Raw genomic sequence first — 20,611 nt, 5'->3', positions numbered from 1 at the left:
TAAATTAATATATTTTAAATTATATTACATATTTGTATAAAATTAAAGACTACTGACACTTTGTCAGCAGTCTGAAAGCAGTAAGATTTTAATAATCTTACTGCTTTTCATTAAATTAGATTATCATTTTTCAATAAGTTAAAAAGTGTTGGTTTAAAATTGAAAGTGTTTATTAAATTATGAACTTCAGTTAATGACTTTTCCTTCTTATCTTTATTAATATTTGATTTTGAAGCTCTAATTAAGATATTTTTAGGAGAATGAGCGATATCAATAAATTCAAGAAGTTGGGTTTTATAGCCAGCACATTCAAGTAAATTAGCTCTAATACTATCTGTCATAAGGGCTGCAACTCTTTCTTGTACTATTCCGTACTTAGTTAATATAGATAAAGAATCTGATTTCATTTGACTATTAAGTTCATGTTGACAACAAGGAACTGAAAAAATCATTTTACTATTCCATTTTACTGCATTATATAAAGCATAATCAGTTGCGGTATCACAAGCATGAAGAGTAATAACCATATCTACTTTATTTGTGTATTTAAAGCCATTTATATCACCTAATTCAAAGTGAAGATTTTCGTAGTTATATCTTTTAGCAATTTCATTACATTTTTTTATTACATCTTCTTTTAAATCTAAGCCAATCATTTTTACATTAATATTTTTAATTTTTACAAAATAGTAGTATAAAACAAATGTTAAATATGATTTACCACAACCAAAATCTAAAATAGTAAGATCTTTATAGTCATTCTTTTTAATTTCATCATCTATAATTTCAATAAATCTATTAATTTGTTTATATTTATCATACTTTGAATTAATAACTTTTCCTTCTTTAGTAAATACACCAAGATCTATTAACGGCTCGATGATCATACCTTCTTTTAAAATATAATTTTTTTCTTTATTATGGCCTTTTTTTATTAAATTTGAATTATCACTTTTTCTTTTATTTAAAAATACCTTACCTTTTTTAGAGATTTTTAAGTCATATGTATTATTTAGTGACCATGCTGCTACTTGTTTATAATTTTCATATATAATCTCTATTAGTTTATCACTTAAAAAATCAACTTCTATATTTTCATGAAATACTTGTTTATCTGTGAATTTTTCAATTTGATAATATGTATTTTTAGGTGAACTTTTTAGTGATATTACTATTTTATTATACTTAAGATCTTTATTGGCTTTATTACTTATAACAATTTTAAATAATTCCTCATTTAACATTTCGTCTATTGATTTTTTTAAATTTTCCATGTATTACTCACCTTATAATTATTATTTTAAACTATATTAAATTAAACTTAAAATTTTATTTTTCCTAACATTAATTATATATAGCAAATAAGATAATTCAAACTATTTTTTATAATTTACCTACTTTATTTTATAGTTATTAATATTAAACAGCTATCACATAAAATATGATAGCTGTTTAATATTAATAATTTTCCTTTATATTTTGAGCTTTTTTCTCTTTTTTATGGTGACATCCGCAACTATTGGCTTTCTTTTCTTTTTCTTGTTGACTAGAACAACAACAATCATGCTTTTCACTCATAGTATTTCCTCCTAAAGTTTAAGTAAATAAAATACTAATGTATGTTTCAACATTACCTTATTATTTTATAAACAACAAAAGCATTGATGTTATGAAATTGAAGTCAATATTTCTATAATATGAAAAATCCAGCTGCTATTATTAAATATACAGCTACTAACTGCGCACCTTCTAACCAATTTGACTCTCCATCATTTGCTACTTTATTTGCAATTAATACAGAAACTATAAGAGCTACAAGTTCAAATTGATTAAAAATTATAGTCATTGGTGTAAATAATAAACTTAAAAATATAAGTATTGGTGCTACAAATAATATAATTTGAAGACTAGATCCTATTGCAATTTCAATTGCAACATCCATTTTATTTTTTATTGCCATTGTTATAGCAGTACTATGCTCTGCTGCATTTCCTATAATAGGTATTAAAATTATACCTACAAAAAATTCACTTAATCCTAATTTAGCAGTTATATCTTCAACACCACTTACTAAAAATTCACTTTCTATAGCTATTAATACTGTAGAAACAATTAGAATTATAATTGCTTTTTTTAAAGACCATTTAGCTTTCCCATCTTCTTCATAATTAACAGCGTATAATTCTTTGTGAGTAAAAAAGGAAAAAACTAGGCTTAATATATATAATACAAACATTACTATAGCTACTACTAAACTAAACCCTTCATATTTAGTATTTAATAAATTACTAGACAAGGTATGAGTAAATATAGCTGGAATAGAAAGACCAATTACAGCAAATAAAAGCATGCTAGATGTAACTTCTACAATATTTCTATTAAATTTTTGGTTTTTATGTTTTAAACCACCTATTAACATACTACCGCCTAAAACAAGCAATATATTTCCTATTATTGAGCCAGCTATAGACGATTTCACAACTTCAAATAATCCTTCTTTAAGAGCAAAGAATGATATTATCAATTCTGTTGCATTTCCAAAAGTCGCATTTAAAAATCCACCAATTTTAGGACCGGTATAAAAGGAGATTTCTTCAGTTCCCTCTCCCATTAATCCAGCTAAAGGTATTATAGATAAAGCTGCTAAGATAAACATTATAGATGGAGAAAAATTTAAGAATTTCCCAACTATGCTAATAGGAATAAAAATCAACATAAACTTCAATATTTTCACATATATCACATCCATTTCACACAATAATATTTAATAGTTTTTCCTTAACTACAAATAAATATTATTATAAAAAAAACTTCACTAAATTTCTTTTAAAATTTAGTGAAGTTTTTTAGATTATGTTTGTAAATTATATTAAATTTTATGCTTATATAAAAGCTTTAATTATTTTTCCCAACCTTTTGAACGTTCAATTGCCTTTTTCCAACCATTATATAAATCATTTCTTTTATTTTCATCTAATTTAGATGTATATGTTTCGCTAGAATACCAGTTTTTTGATATTTCATCAGTACTATCAAAATATCCAACAGCAAGTCCTGCTAAATAAGCTGCTCCTAAGGCAGTAGTTTCTGTAATAATAGGTTTACATACTTTTATATCAGTTATATCTGATTGAAATTGCATTAATAATTTATTTTTACTAGCGCCTCCATCAACTTTTAAGGTTGTTATTTTGAATCCGGCATCTTCTTCCATGGCATTTAATAAATCTTTTACTTGATAAGCAATTGATTCCAGTGAGGCACGAATAATATGATTTTTATTTGTACCTCTAGTTAATCCAAAGATAGAACCTCTTGCATACATATCCCAATAAGGCGCTCCTAGGCCTACAAATGCAGGAACAACATATACCCCTCCATTATCTTTAACACTTTTTGCAAAGTATTCCGAATCCTTTGCATCAGTGATTAATCCTAATTCATCTCTTAACCATTGGATTATAGCTCCTCCCATAAACACAGAACCTTCTAAAGCATATTGTACTTTATTGTTTAATCCAATAGCTATAGTGGTTAATAAGCCATGTTTACTTTCAACTAATTCATCACCTGTATTCATAAGTAAAAAACATCCTGTACCATATGTGTTTTTCGCATCACCTTTATTAAAGGCAGCTTGACCAAAAAGTGCAGCTTGTTGGTCTCCTGCAATTCCTGCAATTGGAACTTTAGTGTTGCTTTTTCCACCAAGATTTACATAACCATATATTTCTGAAGAATTTCTTACTTCAGGTAGCATAGATAATGGTATATCTAGTATAGCTGCTATTTCTTCATCCCATTTTAATTCTTTAATATTAAAAAGCATGGTTCTAGAAGCATTTGTATAATCAGTTACATGAACTTCACCATTTGTAAGTTTCCAAAGCAACCATGTATCAACAGTTCCAAAAAGTAATTGTCCATTTTTAGCTTTATCTCTAGCACCTTCAACGTTATCTAAAATCCATTTAATTTTAGTTGCTGAAAAATATGCATCTATTACTAAACCAGTAGTCTTTTTAATATATTTTTCAAATCCTTCTTCTTTAAGTTTCTCACAAATGCTAGCAGTTCTTCTACATTGCCAAACTATTGCATTATAAATTGGTTCACCTGTTTCTTTATCCCAAACAATAGTGGTTTCTCTTTGATTAGTTATTCCTATTGCGGCTATTTGCTCTTGAGATATATTACTTTTTGCCATTACTTCTTGTAATACTCCATATTGTGAAGCCCATATCTCCATTGGATTATGCTCTACCCAGCCTTCTTTAGGATATATTTGAGTAAATTCCTTTTGTGCTATTCCATATATATTTTGATCTTTATCAAATATTATTGCTCTTGAACTAGTAGTTCCTTGATCTAAAGCCATAATATATTTATTCATTGTAACGTACCTCCTAAGTTTACTAAGATAGTTGTTAGATTATTACTTAAACTTTCTCATATTTAGTATATTTCACACTATATAAATAATAATATTATGTTAACAATACATTTATATATAACTTAATAGTTATACTGAAAATAATCATAATTAAAAGATTTCAATAGAAAATGAAAATGTATACAAGTTGACTTGTAATTTTATTTATAGACATTAATCAGTATATTGACAATAATATCATATAATAAATTTATTTTGAATATAAAATTAGTGTTTTTAAGGGGTCGTATTAAAATACAATATTAGTAGTATAGCTATTTTAATATAACCCCAATATATAATACCTATTTAAAAGCTAAGCTTACTTCATTAATATTAAGCTCTATACAATTATTTTTACTTGTTAAATTATCAATTATTAATTTATTTAATACTATACCATATTTTTCAGTACAATATACTTCTACTACCTTTTCTATATCAATTGATAATATTTTGTTTGCAAGAGTTACACCATCTATATCATTTATTGATTTTTCAAATAAAGCAACACTTCTTTTTATAATTGGATTCATTGCACCTTTATTAGATAATTTAAAGTCATTGATATCTATTTGCAGTATATTATTTTTGAAGTTATTAACGGTTAGCATGGTATAAAAATCGATATTCAATCCAATTACTTTATAAACACCTCGTATTTTTATGTTGTTTTCTAGAGAAAGCTCGTTTATAAAAACTTTATCTTGTAATTTTAATAAATTTAATATATCTTCTTTTGTAAGTGTTAATAGTAGATTTTTAAGTTTCATTTTAACCTTCCTTTAAATACCTTATTAATAAAAAATACTTTAATACATATTTAAATATATTCTTACTAATACAATACATTACAAGTATATTTAAAGATAAGCTGTATAATAAAAAAAGAGCTTTAATATTAAGCTCTTATTTGCTAAACTTTATACCTATTAGTTCATCAAATGAATTAATAGAATAATCATAATTTAATACACTTCCAAATCCATATTTAGCATAAACAAAAGGAATATCTGCTATTTTTGCAGCTTTCATATCACCTTCTGTATCTCCAATATATATTGGATTTTTCAAATTATTTCTTTCTATTATTAACTTTATATTTTCTCCTTTTGTAAGGCCTGTTCTACCTGGACATTCATAATCTAAAAAATACTTATCAAGCTTATGAGCTTTAAAAAAACATTCAATATATCCATCTTGACAATTACTTACTATAAATAATTTATAGGTTTTATTTAATATTTTAAGGGTATTTTCTAAATTGTCATATAACTTAGCTCCGTATTCACCTATATATTCATTTTCATAGTTAGCACATTCATGGATTACTTTAATTTGAGTTTCTTTATCTAAGTTTGGAAATAACATTTCTGCAATTTCATCTAATAATTTTCCCATGCAAGGTTTTAGTTCTTCTACTGTAATTTCTTTTTTATCAAAGTTATAGTTTGATAAAATCTTACTCCAACTTTCTGCAACTTCTTTAGTAGAGTCCCATAAGGTACCATCTAAATCAAATATTAATCCATCGACTTTCATTTTTCCTCCTGAATATTATGTATATGCTCTTCTAAATAGATTTATCTCGTTAGAAGAGGATGTACAGATATTTTTAGTAAATATTTTATTTTCAGATTAAACATATGAAGTTATAACACAATTTATATTTTTAGGTTGTAAATATGATGCTACTTCAAATGCATAATTTAAGCGTATTTCATTATCTACTTTATTAATAATAGTTTTATAGAGTGTTGAATTATTATTTATATCTTTCATTTGTCCACTTTTACTACTTAGAAGATATGCAATATCATAAGGAGTTATTAAATGATCTAAATTAACATTTAAAACTGCTGATACAATTTCAGGTCTATGACAAACTACATTTAATGGATTATAAACTGAATCAATACCAGCTATCCCTATAGCTATTGTAGTGTTTTTTAATAATACAGGCTCATATTTAGCTGGTGCTTTTAGTGGTAACATTTTAGAACCATCAGCTTCAACTAATAAGAAATCACAAAGTTCAATTAATTTATCAGCAATTTCTTCATCTATAGAGCCAATTTTATTATTATTGGATTTTTTTCCTACTGTAACTAATAAATTTTTATCTAAAGAATCTTTAATTAAATCTTTATTATCATTAAATATAATACAGTCCTTTGGCATATGCATATGTGTAGTAGTTGTTACTATTACTTTTTTACCTAAGTTACTAAGCTCATTTGCTAAAGTATATAATGATGTAGTTTTTCCTCCAGCACCAACAAAAGAAATTACTTCTTTCTTATTGGGGTTTATATCTAGTGCTTTATACAAATGAGTTTCTTCTATAGTGATATCAGTACACTTTATTATTTTCATAGTATATCCTATTATTATTAAATTTCTATATATTTAATAATAAACTATTTTATAACAAATTCAAAGATATAAATATTACTTAATAATAATTTATTTGATTAATATTTAAAGGCAAATATAAAAGTGTATTAAATATAAAATAGATTTATATTTAATACACTAAGATTAACTTTATATAGCAAATCTAATTAATTATATAAAATTAAGCTAGAAAAAGCATTAATATTTAATTTTATTTTTCCAGAATAGTTTATAATTGTATCATCATTGTAAATTTTAAATTTAACGCCATTTGATATAGGTAATGAAAACTCTATATCACAAGGGCAGTCATCTAAATTTAAAATAATAATTGCCCATTTATTATCAAAAGTACGAGCATATACAAATTGTTTATTTCTAACTAAAATTTCTTTATATTTACCATTGGTTAACACGGGAATTTCATTTCGCATTTTTGATAAATTACATATTGTTTTTAACATTTGTTGAGCTTCAGCATTATCTTTAAAATCATCTAATGATAATTCAGGTCTTAAGTTCAAATCAGTTATTTTTCTATCACCTTCAATTGCCCATTCACTTCCATAGTATATAGATGGAATACCAGGAATAGTAAATAGCAAAGTATATATATTATTTAAATACCTTTTATCATTTACCATTGTTGCAATTCTATTAACATCATGATTATCTACAAAATTATATAGATTTAAATCTTTATATATACCGTAATCACCAAATTGCCTATTCAATGAATATGCTATTTCAAAGTAGTTTTTATCATTATGACTTGAATATAGTCCCTTATAAATTTCATAATTTGTTGCAGAATCTAATAAATCACTGCCAACAATACTATTATAATCTCCATGAATAATTTCTCCCATTAACCATAAATCTGGTTTTATATTATTGCAAAAGCTTTTCAATTCTTTAATAAAGTCTTTTGGTAGGCAATATGCAACATCTAGTCTAATTCCATCAATCCCAAAATCATTGACCCAGGTTTTTATAGCATCAAATAAGTGAGTTTTTACTTCATTATTAGATAAATTTAATTTTACTAATTCATAATGCCCTTCCCATCCATCATAGTAAAATCCATCATTATAATTATTATTTCTATTAAAATCTATATTAAACCATGATGAATAATCAGAGTTATATTTATTTTTCAATACATCTTTAAACGCCCAAAATTCCCGGCCTACATGATTAAAAACTCCATCTACTACAACCTTTATATTATTTTCATGAAGAATTTTTACCAATTTTTTAAAATCATCATTGCTTCCTAAACGTTCATCAATTTTATAGTAATCTTTAGTATCATAACCATGATAGGTTGATTCAAAAATAGGACCCAAATAAATAGCAGTTATGCCCATATCAACTAAATGTTTAATCCAGTTATCATCAAATTTGCTTAGTTTATTAATAGCTATACTGCAATTATCTTTCTTTAAAACACCGCAAAATCCTAGTGTATATACGTGATAAAATATTGTATCTTGTATTGAATTTAACATTTAAAATCCTCCTAAATATTTTATTAAGGTATATAATATTGTAGATAAACATATGGTTTAGTATAACTTTATATAATTATTATAATTTATAATGGAATATTTTGTACGTATTATTCAATTGAAATTTATAATAATTTTAAATAATATAGTATATTATTTATTAATATGAAAATTTAAAGCTTATTATATTCATGTAGTTAATAAAATTTATTCAAAAGAAAGGAAATAAAATGATTAATGATATTAAATTAACCAACTTAACTAAATCATCAGGATGTGCAGCAAAAATAGGACCAGCTACTTTAGAATCTGTATTGAAAAATTTACCTAAGTTTAATGATAATAATCTTATTGTAGGTTTTGATAAAAAAGATGATGCATGTGTATATAAAATAGGTGACGAGAATGTTTTAATACAGACAGTAGATTTTTTTCCACCTATGGTTGATGATCCCTATATATTTGGACAAATTGCGGCTACCAATGCATTAAGTGATATATATGCAATGGGAGGTGACCCTGCTATTGCGATGAATTTATTGTGTTTCCCATCATGTTTGGACAAATCAATTATGAGTGAAATTTTATCAGGAGGATATAATAAAGTACAAGAAGCTGGAGCTATTGTGGTAGGGGGACACACTATTGCTGATCCTATACCTAAGTATGGTCTTTGTGTTAGTGGATTTGCTAATAAAAATAAAATACTTACCAATAGTAATTCTAAAACTGGAGATGTTATTGTTTTAACTAAACCCATAGGATTAGGAGTATTGAATACTGCATCTAAAGCTGAACTTTTAAATAGTAGTGAAAGTAAAGAGATTACCGATGTAATGACAATGTTAAATAAATATGCAAAGGAATGCTTAAATGGATTAAGAGTTAATGCCTGTACTGATATTACAGGTTTTGGTTTAATTGGACATGCATATGAAATGGCTGATGGAAGTAATAAAACTATAGAAATTTCAAGTGAAGATATACCTATTTTACCTAAAGCTTTAGAATATGCAAAGATTGGAGTTATTCCTGAAGGAATGTACAATAATTTAGAGTATTTAAAAGATAAATTTAAATGCTTAGAAAATATCTCAGATGAAATGAGAGATGTATTGCTTGATCCACAAACATCTGGAGGATTACTTTTATCTATGCCAGAAGAGGATGCAAAAAAATATTTATCTAGGATGGAGTATTATACTAATTGGACTAAAATTATTGGACAGGTATATGAAAAGTCGCAATATGATATAGTAATAAAATAAAGTAACCATTGTGAAAGAAATTCACAATGGTTACTTTATTATCATTATACTTTATACTTTAAATGAGATATCTATTTAAACCCATTCGCCCATAAGTTTTCTGTATAATTTTGTATATTCTTCAGCTGAATTATTCCAAGAGAAGTCTTTACACATACCTCTATAAGCTATTCCATTCCATTTATCTCTTTGATTAAAATATACATGTTTTGCATAGTTTATTATATTTAGCATTTCATAGGCATTATAGTTAGCAAATGAAAAACCTGTACCACAGTCATAATGCTCATTATATGGTTCAACTGTATCTCTTAAACCACCAGTTTCTCTTACTATTGGAACTGATCCATATCTTAAGGCGATTAATTGAGTTAAACCACATGGCTCAAATCTTGAAGGAACAAGCATAGCATCAGCAGCTGCATATATTTTATGAGCTCTATTATTTGAGAAGCAAATGTTACCAGAGACTCTATCTTTTAGCTTCCACTCATAATACCTGAATAAATTTTCATAACCTTCATCACCAGTTCCAAGAATAACTAATTGAGTATGATCATCTGCAATTTGTTCTATTACATTTTTAATTAAATCTATACCTTTTTGGTCTGTTAATCTAGATATTAAACCTATCATAAACTTATTTTCATCTACTGTTAATCCTAATTCTTTTTGTAATTCTGTTTTATTATAAGCTTTATTTGGAATAAAACTATACTTTCCATACGTTCTAAAAATTTCATTATCTGTTTCAGGATTGTATTCATTATAATCTATTCCATTTAAAATTCCATAAAGGCCACCACTTTTTTCACGTATAACTCCATCAAGGCCTTCTCCGTAATAATCACATTGGATTTCATTTTTATAACTATTACTTACAGTGGTAATATAATTTGCATATATTAATCCACCTTTTAGCATATTTGCATCTTTTTTATATTCCATATCTGTTGGTCTAAAAACATAATCTGGGAAGTTAGTAATGCTCTTAAGAGTTTTTATATCCCAAATTCCTTGGAATTTTAAATTGTGTATAGTCATAATAGTTTTTATATTATGATAAAAGCTATTATCATTGAATATAGTGTGTAAGTAAACCGGTAAAACTCCAGTTTGCCAATCATGACAATGAATAATATCAGGTTTGAAATTTATTGATGGTAAAATTGATAAGGCTGCTTTGCTAAAAAAGCAGAACTTTTCAATATCAAACTTTGTATCTCCACTATAAGGAGCATTTCCACCAAAATAATGTTCATTGTCTATAAAATAAAAAGTTATTCCATCATATTCACAAGTCATTATACCTACATAGGTATTTTTAGATACTTGTCCAAGATCCATATAAAAATGAGTAACATATTTAAAATTATTTTTATACTGCCAAGGGATACACTTATAATTAGGTATTACTACTCTAACATCAAATTCATCCTTTGGAAATGACTTTGGAAGTGAACCTACAACGTCAGCTAAACCACCAGTTTTAATAAAAGGAACACTTTCAGAAGCCACAAATAATATATTTTTCATATCTCAATTCCCCCTGATTTAACTATATAGTAAATTTTAATGTGTATACTAAATAAAAAAATTAAAACTAAATACAAATACTATTTTACCATATTTACATTAATTGTAAACAAATAGAAGTTATTATTATTAATTTATTTCTTATAAACATTTACAAATAAATTTTACATAAAATTTCCAAGTGAAAAATGATAATTTTAATAGCTGTTCTTTAAATTTTTGCTAGATAATATATTAACGTAATATTATAGAGTAAAAATTATTTATATATTTATAAGAATAAATTTAATAAGTTATGGCTATAATAACTTTAGGAAAAAGTTATATAATACTTTTTCTTGATATAGAAAGCTATCCCATTGCTCTTATGAGGATAGCTTTTAATATTTAATTATTTTTAAATCATCTTTAGTATCAATATCACAAATCTCTATTTTTTCGCTAACTTCAACTAAAATTAAATCATGTAAGTTGTTTTTTAGAATACTACTTCCACCAATATCTCCATTTAAACTTAAAAGTGAATTTAAATATTTCCTTGAAAATATAACCGGATTTCTAGGTTTTTTATTATAAGAAACTGCAACTATTCCCGTATTAGATACATTAAAAGCATGTATTAAGTTACGTATAGTTTGAATTTTTATAAATGGTTGGTCACATACCATAAACATATATCCATCTGCAGACTTATCATAATTGATTCCAAGTTGTATAGAAGAAGAGATACCCTTATAACTTTCAGTATTTATAACAATATTAAAATTATATTTCTTTAATTCTTTTTGTATTTCTTCATACTGTGTAACAAAAATAACTTTATTGAAATTTATATTTTTAATTGTATCTAATATATACATGTACATATCTTTTCCATTAATTTTATAAAGAAGTTTATTTTCTAAAAATCTTTTACTATTACCTGCAGCTAATAAAATTAAATTAATTTTCATTTTATATTTCCTAATTTTTTAATTCCATTAAATTTTATTACTATTTATATAAACTTTATAAAGAGATAACTTTTTCAACTTCTTTCATTGCAGAAATTATTTCATACATATTACTTACAGCTCCTACCGAAAGTTTATTATCTAACCCATAAAAACTTAAACAAGTTCCACACACTAATATGTTAACACCTAACTTTTGAAGCTCTTTTAGATGTTCAATAGCTTGCTCATTTAATGTAGGAACCTTAACGCCATCATTCATAAATAAGATATATTTAGGAATATCATCACTTTCTGCTAATGTATAAAAGAACATTTTTATTAAACTTTTACCAAGTTCCTTATCGCCATAACCAATAATATCTTTCCCTATAAAAGTTGCCCAATTACCTAAATTTTTTCTTTGAATTTTAGAAATGATAGATTCACACTCTTCACAAGAATTATTAAAAGTAATATTATAAATATTATTTTCTTCTTTTACAGTAATTTTAAAACCTTGACTATTAGCAAGTTTTTTTAAGTTTTCAACTACTATTTTATTATCAACAACAATTATAAAAAAGTCTTCTCCATTATCAATTTCTTTTTTTGCCATAATTACAGGCATTGGACAATTTTGCCCTACTGCATTAATTATTTTCATAGTTAAAATCTCCTCTAAAATTATATATTTTTATAAGATTAAGGTATATATTCAAATAGAACTTTTATTTGCCCACCACAAACCATACCTAAGTTAGCAGCTTTTGAATTAGATAGATCATAATTTTCAATTGATGATTTTTCTAATTTAATTAATTCTAAAGCTTTATTATAAACAACATTTTCTAGGATACCCCCACCAATAGTTCCTATAAAATTACCATTTTCAATTACAAGCATTTTAGTTCCAACTGCCCTTGGAGATGATCCGTTTTTATTTAAAATAGTAATAAGCATAATTTTATCTTTATTTTTAGTGATATTATCTAGAATTGCATCATCTATATTTGATATTTTAATGGAATTTTTATAATTAATGATTTCACCCATTATACTTATGGAAATTTCGGCTGGTGTTTGAGCTTTTATTTTTAATCCTATTGGAGCATGAATTTTTTCAATATCCTCAGTAGTAAAACCACAGTTATATAATTCCCTTCTTACTGATTCAACTTTAGCTTTACTTCCTATCATTCCAATGTATTTAAAATTAGAGTTTAATATACATTTTAATGCTAATATATCGTCTTTATGACCTCTAGTAACAATAACAAAATATGAATTATTATAATTTATATCTTTTAGAGCTTTTTCAAAATCATTACAAATAATAGTATTAGCTAAAGGAAATCTATTTTTATTTGCAAATTCTTTCCTGTTATCAATTATAGTAATATCAAAATCTAACATTTTTCCAATATTACACAAAGGTAAAGCTATATGTCCTCCACCACAAATAACTAAATGGGGTTTTGATGAAATAAGCTCAATAAATACTTTAATATTTTCATTAATTTTAAATACTTTTCCTAATTCTATAGATTCTAGATTTTGAATAATTTCTTTATAAATATTGCTACTATCTGTATCTTCAAATATTACTTCATTCTCAAATTTTAATATTTTGTTTATTAATATAGTATTTTCTTTTGAGTATATAATTGTAATAATATAAATATTTTTATCTTCATTTAGTTTATTTTTTAAAATATTATAAACTTGTCTACTCATTTCTTTGCTCCATAACCTATTTATTAATATGTTCTTTATTTAAATATAAAATAGCTTCTAAAACTCCACCGCTTATTGACCTTGCTTTATCGGAAATAGTAAAGCAATGGGATTTCTCACATCTTGGATCAATATCACCACACTTCATTCCACTATAAACTTGTAATCCTTCTTTCAACATTCCGCGAATAATTCCATTTACATTTGCTTTAATTTTAGTAGTATTAATATAAGCAACAATATCACCTTTATAAACATAATCTCCTATTTGTTTTATTGGAGTTATTATCCCATCAGTTGTTGCTCTTATTATTCTTTCTTCAGTAAATCCAGCAATATCTCCGGGGATCCCTGTATTAGGAAGAGCCTCTCCATCATAAATACATTTACCTAAATAATGCCCTCTTTGTGTTTCAATAACACAATGACAATCTACATTTGCATTAAAACCTGGTCCTAGAGCTATAACAATAGGAGCATCATGTATACTTGTCCCTAAATTTTTTTTTGCAATTATTGCATCAATTACAACATCAGGTTTTAATTGTTTTACAATATCTGCAGTCTTATCAATAATAACTGGAATATTGCCATTATGAATTATATTTTTTATATCTTTTATATTATTTACTAAAATTGCTTTAATACCCTCAACTTCTACACTACCATCATATACAGCTTGAGAAAATGAAATAGTTCGTCGTACTGTAGTAGGTTTACTTATTTCTGTCATAACTATATCAAAGCCACATCTTTTTAATCTATGGGCTACGCCAGTAGCTAAATCACCAGCGCCCTTTATTAAAATTAGCATAGTATAACCCTCCATTTTAATAATATATAAGATATTTAAATTTCATTTTAAAATATTTTATATTAAAGTTTCTTTAATTAAGAACTCTAGGATTATCAACAAATTCTAACTAAAAGTTCACCTTCAGGCATATTAACAATCCTTTTTCCACCAATTAAGGTTTTTAAATATACTTTGTTTTTACCATCATTAATTGCTTCACCAATTATAGCTGAATTTTTTGCTACAGGGTTTTCTTTCATTATATTCAAAACCTTATTAGCTTCTTCTTTATCAACTATTACAACTACTTTTCCTTCATTTGCTACATATAGAGGATCTAATCCTAATATATCGCATACAGATTTAACCTCATTTTTTATAGGAAGGTCAATTTCGTTAATTTCCATACTTATTTTACTATGTTCTGAAATTTCATTTAATGTAGTAGCAATCCCCCCTCTTGTTGGATCTCTTAATACTTTAATATTATTACTTACAGATAAAATATCACTTATAAGTTCATTTAAAAGGCAACAATCACTTTTTATGTTTGAACTAAAGTTTAGATTTTCTCTTTCATTCATAATAGATATACCATGATCACCTAAGGTACCACTTATAATTATTTTATCTCCATCTTTTACAGTATCTCCACCTAGGTAAGGCGTAGTATCTTTTTTTATACCAATACCTGTTGTATTAATATAAAGTTTATCGCAACTTCCCCTTTCAACAACTTTTGTATCTCCTGTAACAATTTTAACGTTAGCTTTTTTAGCTGTTTCTGCCATAGATTTAACGACTCTTTCAAGTTCATTAAAACTTAATCCCTCTTCAATTATAAATCCTACAGAAATATAAAGAGGAATAGCTCCACTCATTGAAATGTCATTTATTGTCCCACAGACTGAAAGCTTTCCAATATCACCACCTTTAAAAAAAATAGGATTTATAACAAAAGAATCAGTTGATATTGCTATTTTGTCATTAAGTTTAGGTAATATAGTTGAGTCATTTTTTTGATTAAGATATTCATTTTCAAAGTACTTAAAAAATATATCATTTATTAGTTTATTTGTAGCTTTTCCACCACTACCATGAGATAAGGTTATTATATCCATAATTTATTTCCTCGCTTAATTTTATATATTTTACTTACATAAACTTAATAATTAAAATTTTAAGAATGATTATATTAAAACGTAATTCATTTATCTATATTTATAAAAAGATGCACAAGCTCCTTCTTCTGAAACCATACATGGGCCAATAGGATTTAATGGCGTACAAGTACTTCCAAAAAGTTTACACTGAATGGGTTCTTTAATACCCATTAAAATTTCCCCACAAGAGCAGCCTTTATTATCTTTAGTTTCAATAATATTCATATTAAGGTTAGTTAAAATATCAAAATTAATATATTTATCCTTTAATTTAAGTCCGGCATTATCTATTTTACCAATACCTCTCCAAATACTTTCAGTCGGTTCAAAAACTTCATATAACATTTTTAAAGCTTCTATATTTCCTTCTTTTTTAACTAACCTTCCATAAAAATTTTCTAAAGTTGAACAAGAGTTTTCCTTCATTTCAATTAGTTTTAATATTGATGCTAAAATATCATTTGCTTCAAAGCCACAAATAACTAGGGGGGTATTATATTCTTTTGACAAATTTATAAATGGCTCTTCACCAATAATTGTTGCAACATGACCTGGACATAAAAATGCATCAATTTTAACCTGAGGATTTAAAACTAAGCTTTTCATGGCTTCAGGCATTGTTTTTAATGAATTTAAAATAAAGAAATTATTTATCGATTGCTTTTTAGCCAAAGTAATAGTAAGAGCTATTATTGGAGCTGTAGTTTCAAATCCTATAGATAAAAATACAATTTTCTTTTTAGGATTTTCTTTTGCAATTTTTATACTATCTACTGGAGAATATACAACTCTTATATCATGTCCAAGTGCTTTTTCGGTATTTAAAGTGCTTTTAGTACCTGGAACTCTCATTAAATCACCAAATGTTGTAATTATTACATCATTCATTTTTGAAAGAGTTATAGCTGTATCTATATATCCTTGAGGTGTAACACAGACAGGACAACCAGGACCATTAATTAGCTTAATATTTTTAGGTAATAGGTCTTTTATACCTAATTTTAAAATAGCATTAGTATGTGTACCGCAAACCTCCATAATTGTAATATCTGTAGTGTTTTTTTGTATTTTATTCAAAAGTTTAGTTGTAATTTTAGGATCTTTTATTTTATTTATGACTTCCATTTAGCTTACACTCCTCAATTGCATCACTAAGTTCTTCAAAAATATCCAAAGTTTCCTTAGCATAATCTTCATCAATCTTTTGAATCGCACAACCTGCATGAACTAAAACATATTCTCCGATTTTTGGATTTTCTATAAACGATATATTTACATTAATATTAACGCCACCATAATTAACAACAGCTTCTCCATCATTTATTTTCTCAATTTTAGCTGGTACTGCTATACACATTTCATTCTCACACCTTTCAAATATTACAAATAAATTATAAATTTTCATTAGCAATAATGAGTTGCCCAAAACTTATTCCACTATCATTACAAGGAATATTTCTATGAGTATAAATATTGAAATTATTTTTTTCCAATACATCAATTATTCCTGTAAATAATATTTCGTTTTGAAAAACACCGCCACTTAAAGCAACAGAATTTATATTATAGTCTTTTCTTAATATTAAAATAATTTCAATTGTGGCATTAATTATTGTGTTATGAAACTTTTTCGATATTATTGATACAGCTAAATTATTATTTATGTCTTTAATAATGCCTTTTATAATGTTATCAAAATCTAAAATATAAAGAGAATTAATAGTTTTAATAGAATAGGTATATGATTCCGTTATTGAATCATTACTTATATTTTGAAGATAAATTGCAGCTTCACCTTCAAAGCTTATATTACTATTAAAGCCAATTAATGAGCTAATTCCATCAAATAATCTTCCAATACTAGAAGTTTCAGGAGAATTTATATTTTTATCAATCATTTTTTTTATAGTTTTATAGTCATTTTGTCTTAAATGAGTAGGTATATATTTCTCATAATCTTCATTAAAAACTTTATATAATAAAGAAATTGCAATTTTCCAAGGTTCCTTTATTGCACTTTCGCCACCAGGCAAATTAAAATAGCCTAAATGTGCAACTCGCTGGAAGGATTTTTTATTGCATATTAAAAACTCGCCCCCCCATATTTTTTTATCTAATCCATATCCTGTACCATCAAATGCAACACCTATAACTTTCTCATTAGCATTATTTTCAGCTAAACAACTTACAATATGGCTATGATGATGTTGGACTTCTATCTTTTTAAAGGTATTATCCAAAGAATCACTAATATATATTTTTTTTTCAATTTCTATATTCTTATAATTAAAATCAGGATGTATATCATAAACAATGGTCTTAGGAGCAATTTCATAAATTTTAGTAAAGTGTTCTATTATATTTTCTAATAAGTTAATTGTACTTACATTCTGCAAATCACCAATATATTCACTTATAAATATATCTTTTTTATTGCTTAATGAAATTGTATTTTTTAATTCAGCACCTAATGCTAAAATTTCATTTTTAGTTTTAATATTTATTGCAGTAGGAGAATATCCCCTACCGGATCTGATAACTCTTTCTTTATTTTCTAAAAAAATACTTACACTATCATCAATAGGCATATATATTTCTCTATTATGCATTAAATAATAATCAACAATATGATTAAGTTTGTTTAATGCATCTTCATTTTTGTAAATCATAGGTTCACCGCTAATATTGGCACTTGTTACAACTAGTACATTTATTCCATTTTCAAATAATAAATAATGCAAGGGAGTATAGGGTAGCATTACTCCTACTCTTTTATTATTAGGTGCTAAATTTTCAGGTAGCTTAAAATCAGGTAATTTTTTTAACAACAAAATAGGTCGTTTGTTACTAGTGAGAATTTCCTCTTCTTTATTTGTTAATATACAATATTTTTTTACGGTTTCTACATCTTTCATCATAATAGCTAAAGGTTTTCTAGGTCTTCCTTTTTTTTCTCTTAATAGTTTTATTGTATTTTCATTTGTACCATCACAAACTAAATTAAATCCACCTAACCCTTTTACAGCTAGTATTTTTCCTTTTTTTAAAAAATCTATAGCTTCACTCATTACATAATTAGAATTTAAAGTTAACTCTTCTCCAGTTTTATTAGAAAGCCAAACACGAGGCCCGCATTCTTTACAACCATTAGGTTGGGCGTGAAATCTCCTGTTTAATGGATTTTCGTATTCTTTTTTACAGTTATCACACATTATAAATTCATTCATAGTAGTAGAGTCTCTATCATATGGAAGTGATTTTGTTATAGTAAATCGTGGTCCACAATTTGTACAATTTGTAAAGGCATATCTATATCGTATATTCTTCTTATCAAATATATCTTCTTTACACTTATCACATATAGAATAATCAGGAGAAATATACGTAGTTGGTTTTGTACTATTATTACTCTCTTTTATAGTAAATTCTTTATAATTAATAACTTTTTTTTCTTTTACAATAATTTTATTAATTTTAGAGAGTGGAGGTGGATTATTTTTTATGTTATTTATAAATACATCTAAACTTCTATTGTCACCTTCAGCATCAATTAATACTCCCATAGCAGTATTGTTTACCCATCCATTAAGATTACTTTTTATAGCTAAATTATATATAAATGGCCTAAAGCCTACTCCTTGAACAATTCCATTAATTTCAATAAATTTTCTTTTTATAGACATATTACACACCACCTTTCTGTAAAAAATTTACATATAAGTATAAGTTAATTATATCATTTATTTTATAATTTCAATAATTATAAAATAAAAAAATAGAGATAAATATAATTAATTTTAATTATATTTATCTCTATTTTAAGTCTTTATTTTAAGATTACTCTTTCCAAGTTGAATTTTTAATAAACTCTTCAACAATATTATGATTCATATCTGGATTAATAGTTTCCTCATGAGTAATAGTTATTATAGACATAGCTACTGAATATTTTAAAGTATCTTTAATGCTTAAATTATTCATATAACCATATCCAATACCTGCAACAAAGGAATCACCTGCTCCAGTTACATTTTTAACTTCTATTTTTTCGCCACAAGCAAGCTTACCTTCTTCTCCAGTACTTGTTACATAATATATACCATCAGCATCTAAACTTATGAATACATTCTTAACACCTTGGTCTATAAAGAATTTACCTGCTTTTCTTAAATCATCATCATTTTCTATTTTAAATCCACAAAGGGCTTCAACCTCAAATCTGTTAGGTTTTATAGTGTGGAAATATTTAACTAAATGACGTATTTTTCTAGCTTTCTTAGCCGAAACTGGATCTAATATGAATTTACTTTTACCTCCATATTTTTTTAATATGTACTCTAGTAGCTCAGGATTATCTGAATCAACAATTGTATATTCAGCATTTCTAAAAATTTCATCCTTAGCATCAATGAATGATTGATCCATTTTATTTAAACTTTCCATATCAACTACGGCTGATTCCATTTCACCTTGATGATTTAAAATGGCCATATAAGTAGGTGTGCTTTCTCCCTTTAATATAAGTGAGTTTTCCATGTTATATCCCATTTTTTTAGAATGTTCAAAAATGCTCTTTCCATTTTCATCATCACCTAGTGTAGAAATAAATTCAGTTTTTACCCCAACTCTTGCTAAATTTTCAGCTATATTTCTACATACTCCCCCAAAAGATATTTTTATATGTCCTGGAATTGAATCATTTTGAACATAGCTTCTTCCACAGAAACCAAAAATATCAACTATCGATGCCCCTAATACTAATATATATGGATTATTATCATTCATACTATCTCTCCTGCCATAAAATTAACGTAATAAAATATAAATACATTATAGTAA

General features: G+C 25.7%; 18 protein-coding genes. 1 reads left to right on the top strand and 17 read right to left on the bottom strand.

From position 1 onward, the window contains the following. Positions 1 to 110 precede the first annotated feature (110 nt). The 7 genes from LPC13_RS11980 to LPC13_RS11950 all read right to left on the bottom strand — a co-directional run bounded on the left by LPC13_RS11980 (position 111) and on the right by LPC13_RS11950 (position 8,340). Positions 111 to 1,274: a class I SAM-dependent methyltransferase gene (locus tag LPC13_RS11980; protein WP_005214037.1), complete on the bottom strand. Its 1,164-nt coding sequence runs from the start codon at positions 1,272 to 1,274 to the stop codon at positions 111 to 113. Between the two features lie 416 nt (positions 1,275 to 1,690). Beyond that, entirely contained in the window at positions 1,691 to 2,734 is a 1,044-nt protein-coding gene (gene cax / locus LPC13_RS11975) for a calcium/proton exchanger (protein ID WP_040419678.1), read from the bottom strand. A gap of 165 nt (positions 2,735 to 2,899) precedes the next feature. Continuing rightward, on the bottom strand, positions 2,900 to 4,393 hold the full coding sequence (glpK, locus tag LPC13_RS11970; protein WP_005214040.1) for a glycerol kinase GlpK: 1,494 nt from the start codon (positions 4,391 to 4,393) through the stop codon (positions 2,900 to 2,902). A gap of 344 nt (positions 4,394 to 4,737) precedes the next feature. Next, positions 4,738 to 5,205 (bottom strand): hypothetical protein, encoded by a 468-nt coding sequence (locus tag LPC13_RS11965; RefSeq protein ID WP_195245330.1) that lies wholly within the window; start codon positions 5,203 to 5,205, stop codon positions 4,738 to 4,740. Between the two features lie 136 nt (positions 5,206 to 5,341). Then, on the bottom strand, positions 5,342 to 5,974 hold the full coding sequence (locus tag LPC13_RS11960; RefSeq protein ID WP_005214042.1) for an HAD family hydrolase: 633 nt from the start codon (positions 5,972 to 5,974) through the stop codon (positions 5,342 to 5,344). Between the two features lie 96 nt (positions 5,975 to 6,070). Further along, positions 6,071 to 6,808: a selenium cofactor biosynthesis protein YqeC gene (gene yqeC / locus LPC13_RS11955; RefSeq protein ID WP_005214043.1), complete on the bottom strand. Its 738-nt coding sequence runs from the start codon at positions 6,806 to 6,808 to the stop codon at positions 6,071 to 6,073. A 188-nt stretch (positions 6,809 to 6,996) separates the two neighbouring features. After that, positions 6,997 to 8,340, bottom strand: coding sequence for an alpha-amylase family glycosyl hydrolase (locus tag LPC13_RS11950; RefSeq protein WP_005214044.1), 1,344 nt, complete (start codon positions 8,338 to 8,340; stop codon positions 6,997 to 6,999). Between the two features lie 230 nt (positions 8,341 to 8,570). Here LPC13_RS11950 and selD point away from each other — a divergent pair, with 230 nt between their 5' ends. After that, complete coding sequence (gene selD, locus LPC13_RS11945; protein WP_005214045.1) at positions 8,571 to 9,608, top strand: selenide, water dikinase SelD; 1,038 nt, start codon at positions 8,571 to 8,573, stop codon at positions 9,606 to 9,608. Positions 9,609 to 9,683: 75 nt separating this feature from the next. On the opposite strand, the gene LPC13_RS11940 is transcribed toward selD, so the two are convergent. From LPC13_RS11940 to LPC13_RS11895, 10 genes are all read right to left on the bottom strand, one after another. Then, positions 9,684 to 11,144, bottom strand: a complete 1,461-nt coding sequence (locus LPC13_RS11940; RefSeq protein WP_005214046.1) for a glycogen synthase — start codon at positions 11,142 to 11,144, stop codon at positions 9,684 to 9,686. A gap of 380 nt (positions 11,145 to 11,524) precedes the next feature. Next, positions 11,525 to 12,097: a nucleotidyltransferase family protein gene (locus LPC13_RS11935; RefSeq protein WP_005214047.1), complete on the bottom strand. Its 573-nt coding sequence runs from the start codon at positions 12,095 to 12,097 to the stop codon at positions 11,525 to 11,527. 55 nt (positions 12,098 to 12,152) lie between these two features. After that, positions 12,153 to 12,743, bottom strand: a complete 591-nt coding sequence (gene yedF, locus LPC13_RS11930; protein ID WP_005214048.1) for a sulfurtransferase-like selenium metabolism protein YedF — start codon at positions 12,741 to 12,743, stop codon at positions 12,153 to 12,155. A gap of 38 nt (positions 12,744 to 12,781) precedes the next feature. Then, the gene (locus LPC13_RS11925; RefSeq protein ID WP_005214049.1) at positions 12,782 to 13,813 is read right to left on the bottom strand and encodes an XdhC family protein; all 1,032 of its coding nucleotides are present in this window, start codon (positions 13,811 to 13,813) and stop codon (positions 12,782 to 12,784) included. Between the two features lie 16 nt (positions 13,814 to 13,829). Next, the gene (gene yqeB / locus LPC13_RS11920; protein ID WP_040419679.1) at positions 13,830 to 14,627 is read right to left on the bottom strand and encodes a selenium-dependent molybdenum cofactor biosynthesis protein YqeB; all 798 of its coding nucleotides are present in this window, start codon (positions 14,625 to 14,627) and stop codon (positions 13,830 to 13,832) included. A gap of 95 nt (positions 14,628 to 14,722) precedes the next feature. Beyond that, the gene (gene hypE / locus LPC13_RS11915; RefSeq protein ID WP_005214051.1) at positions 14,723 to 15,730 is read right to left on the bottom strand and encodes a hydrogenase expression/formation protein HypE; all 1,008 of its coding nucleotides are present in this window, start codon (positions 15,728 to 15,730) and stop codon (positions 14,723 to 14,725) included. Positions 15,731 to 15,820: 90 nt separating this feature from the next. Beyond that, positions 15,821 to 16,897, bottom strand: a complete 1,077-nt coding sequence (gene hypD, locus LPC13_RS11910; protein WP_234088827.1) for a hydrogenase formation protein HypD — start codon at positions 16,895 to 16,897, stop codon at positions 15,821 to 15,823. Beyond that, on the bottom strand, positions 16,881 to 17,177 hold the full coding sequence (locus tag LPC13_RS11905; RefSeq protein WP_234088826.1) for a HypC/HybG/HupF family hydrogenase formation chaperone: 297 nt from the start codon (positions 17,175 to 17,177) through the stop codon (positions 16,881 to 16,883). Before LPC13_RS11905 ends, hypD begins: the two co-directional genes overlap by 17 nt. Then, positions 17,164 to 19,455, bottom strand: coding sequence for a carbamoyltransferase HypF (gene hypF / locus LPC13_RS11900; RefSeq protein ID WP_005214055.1), 2,292 nt, complete (start codon positions 19,453 to 19,455; stop codon positions 17,164 to 17,166). The genes LPC13_RS11905 and hypF overlap by 14 nt, the downstream gene beginning before the upstream one ends. Positions 19,456 to 19,609: 154 nt before the next feature. Further along, a complete protein-coding gene (locus LPC13_RS11895; RefSeq protein WP_005214056.1) occupies positions 19,610 to 20,557 on the bottom strand; it encodes a carbohydrate kinase family protein in 948 nt (315 codons plus the stop codon). Between the last annotated feature and the right edge of the window lie 54 nt (positions 20,558 to 20,611).

Origin of the sequence: Clostridium celatum (genome assembly GCF_021412605.1) — a bacterium.
Taxonomy (GTDB): domain Bacteria; phylum Bacillota; class Clostridia; order Clostridiales; family Clostridiaceae; genus Clostridium; species Clostridium celatum.
Note: the sequence above shows the minus strand (reverse complement) of the source record. Positions and strands in the feature narration are given on the sequence as shown.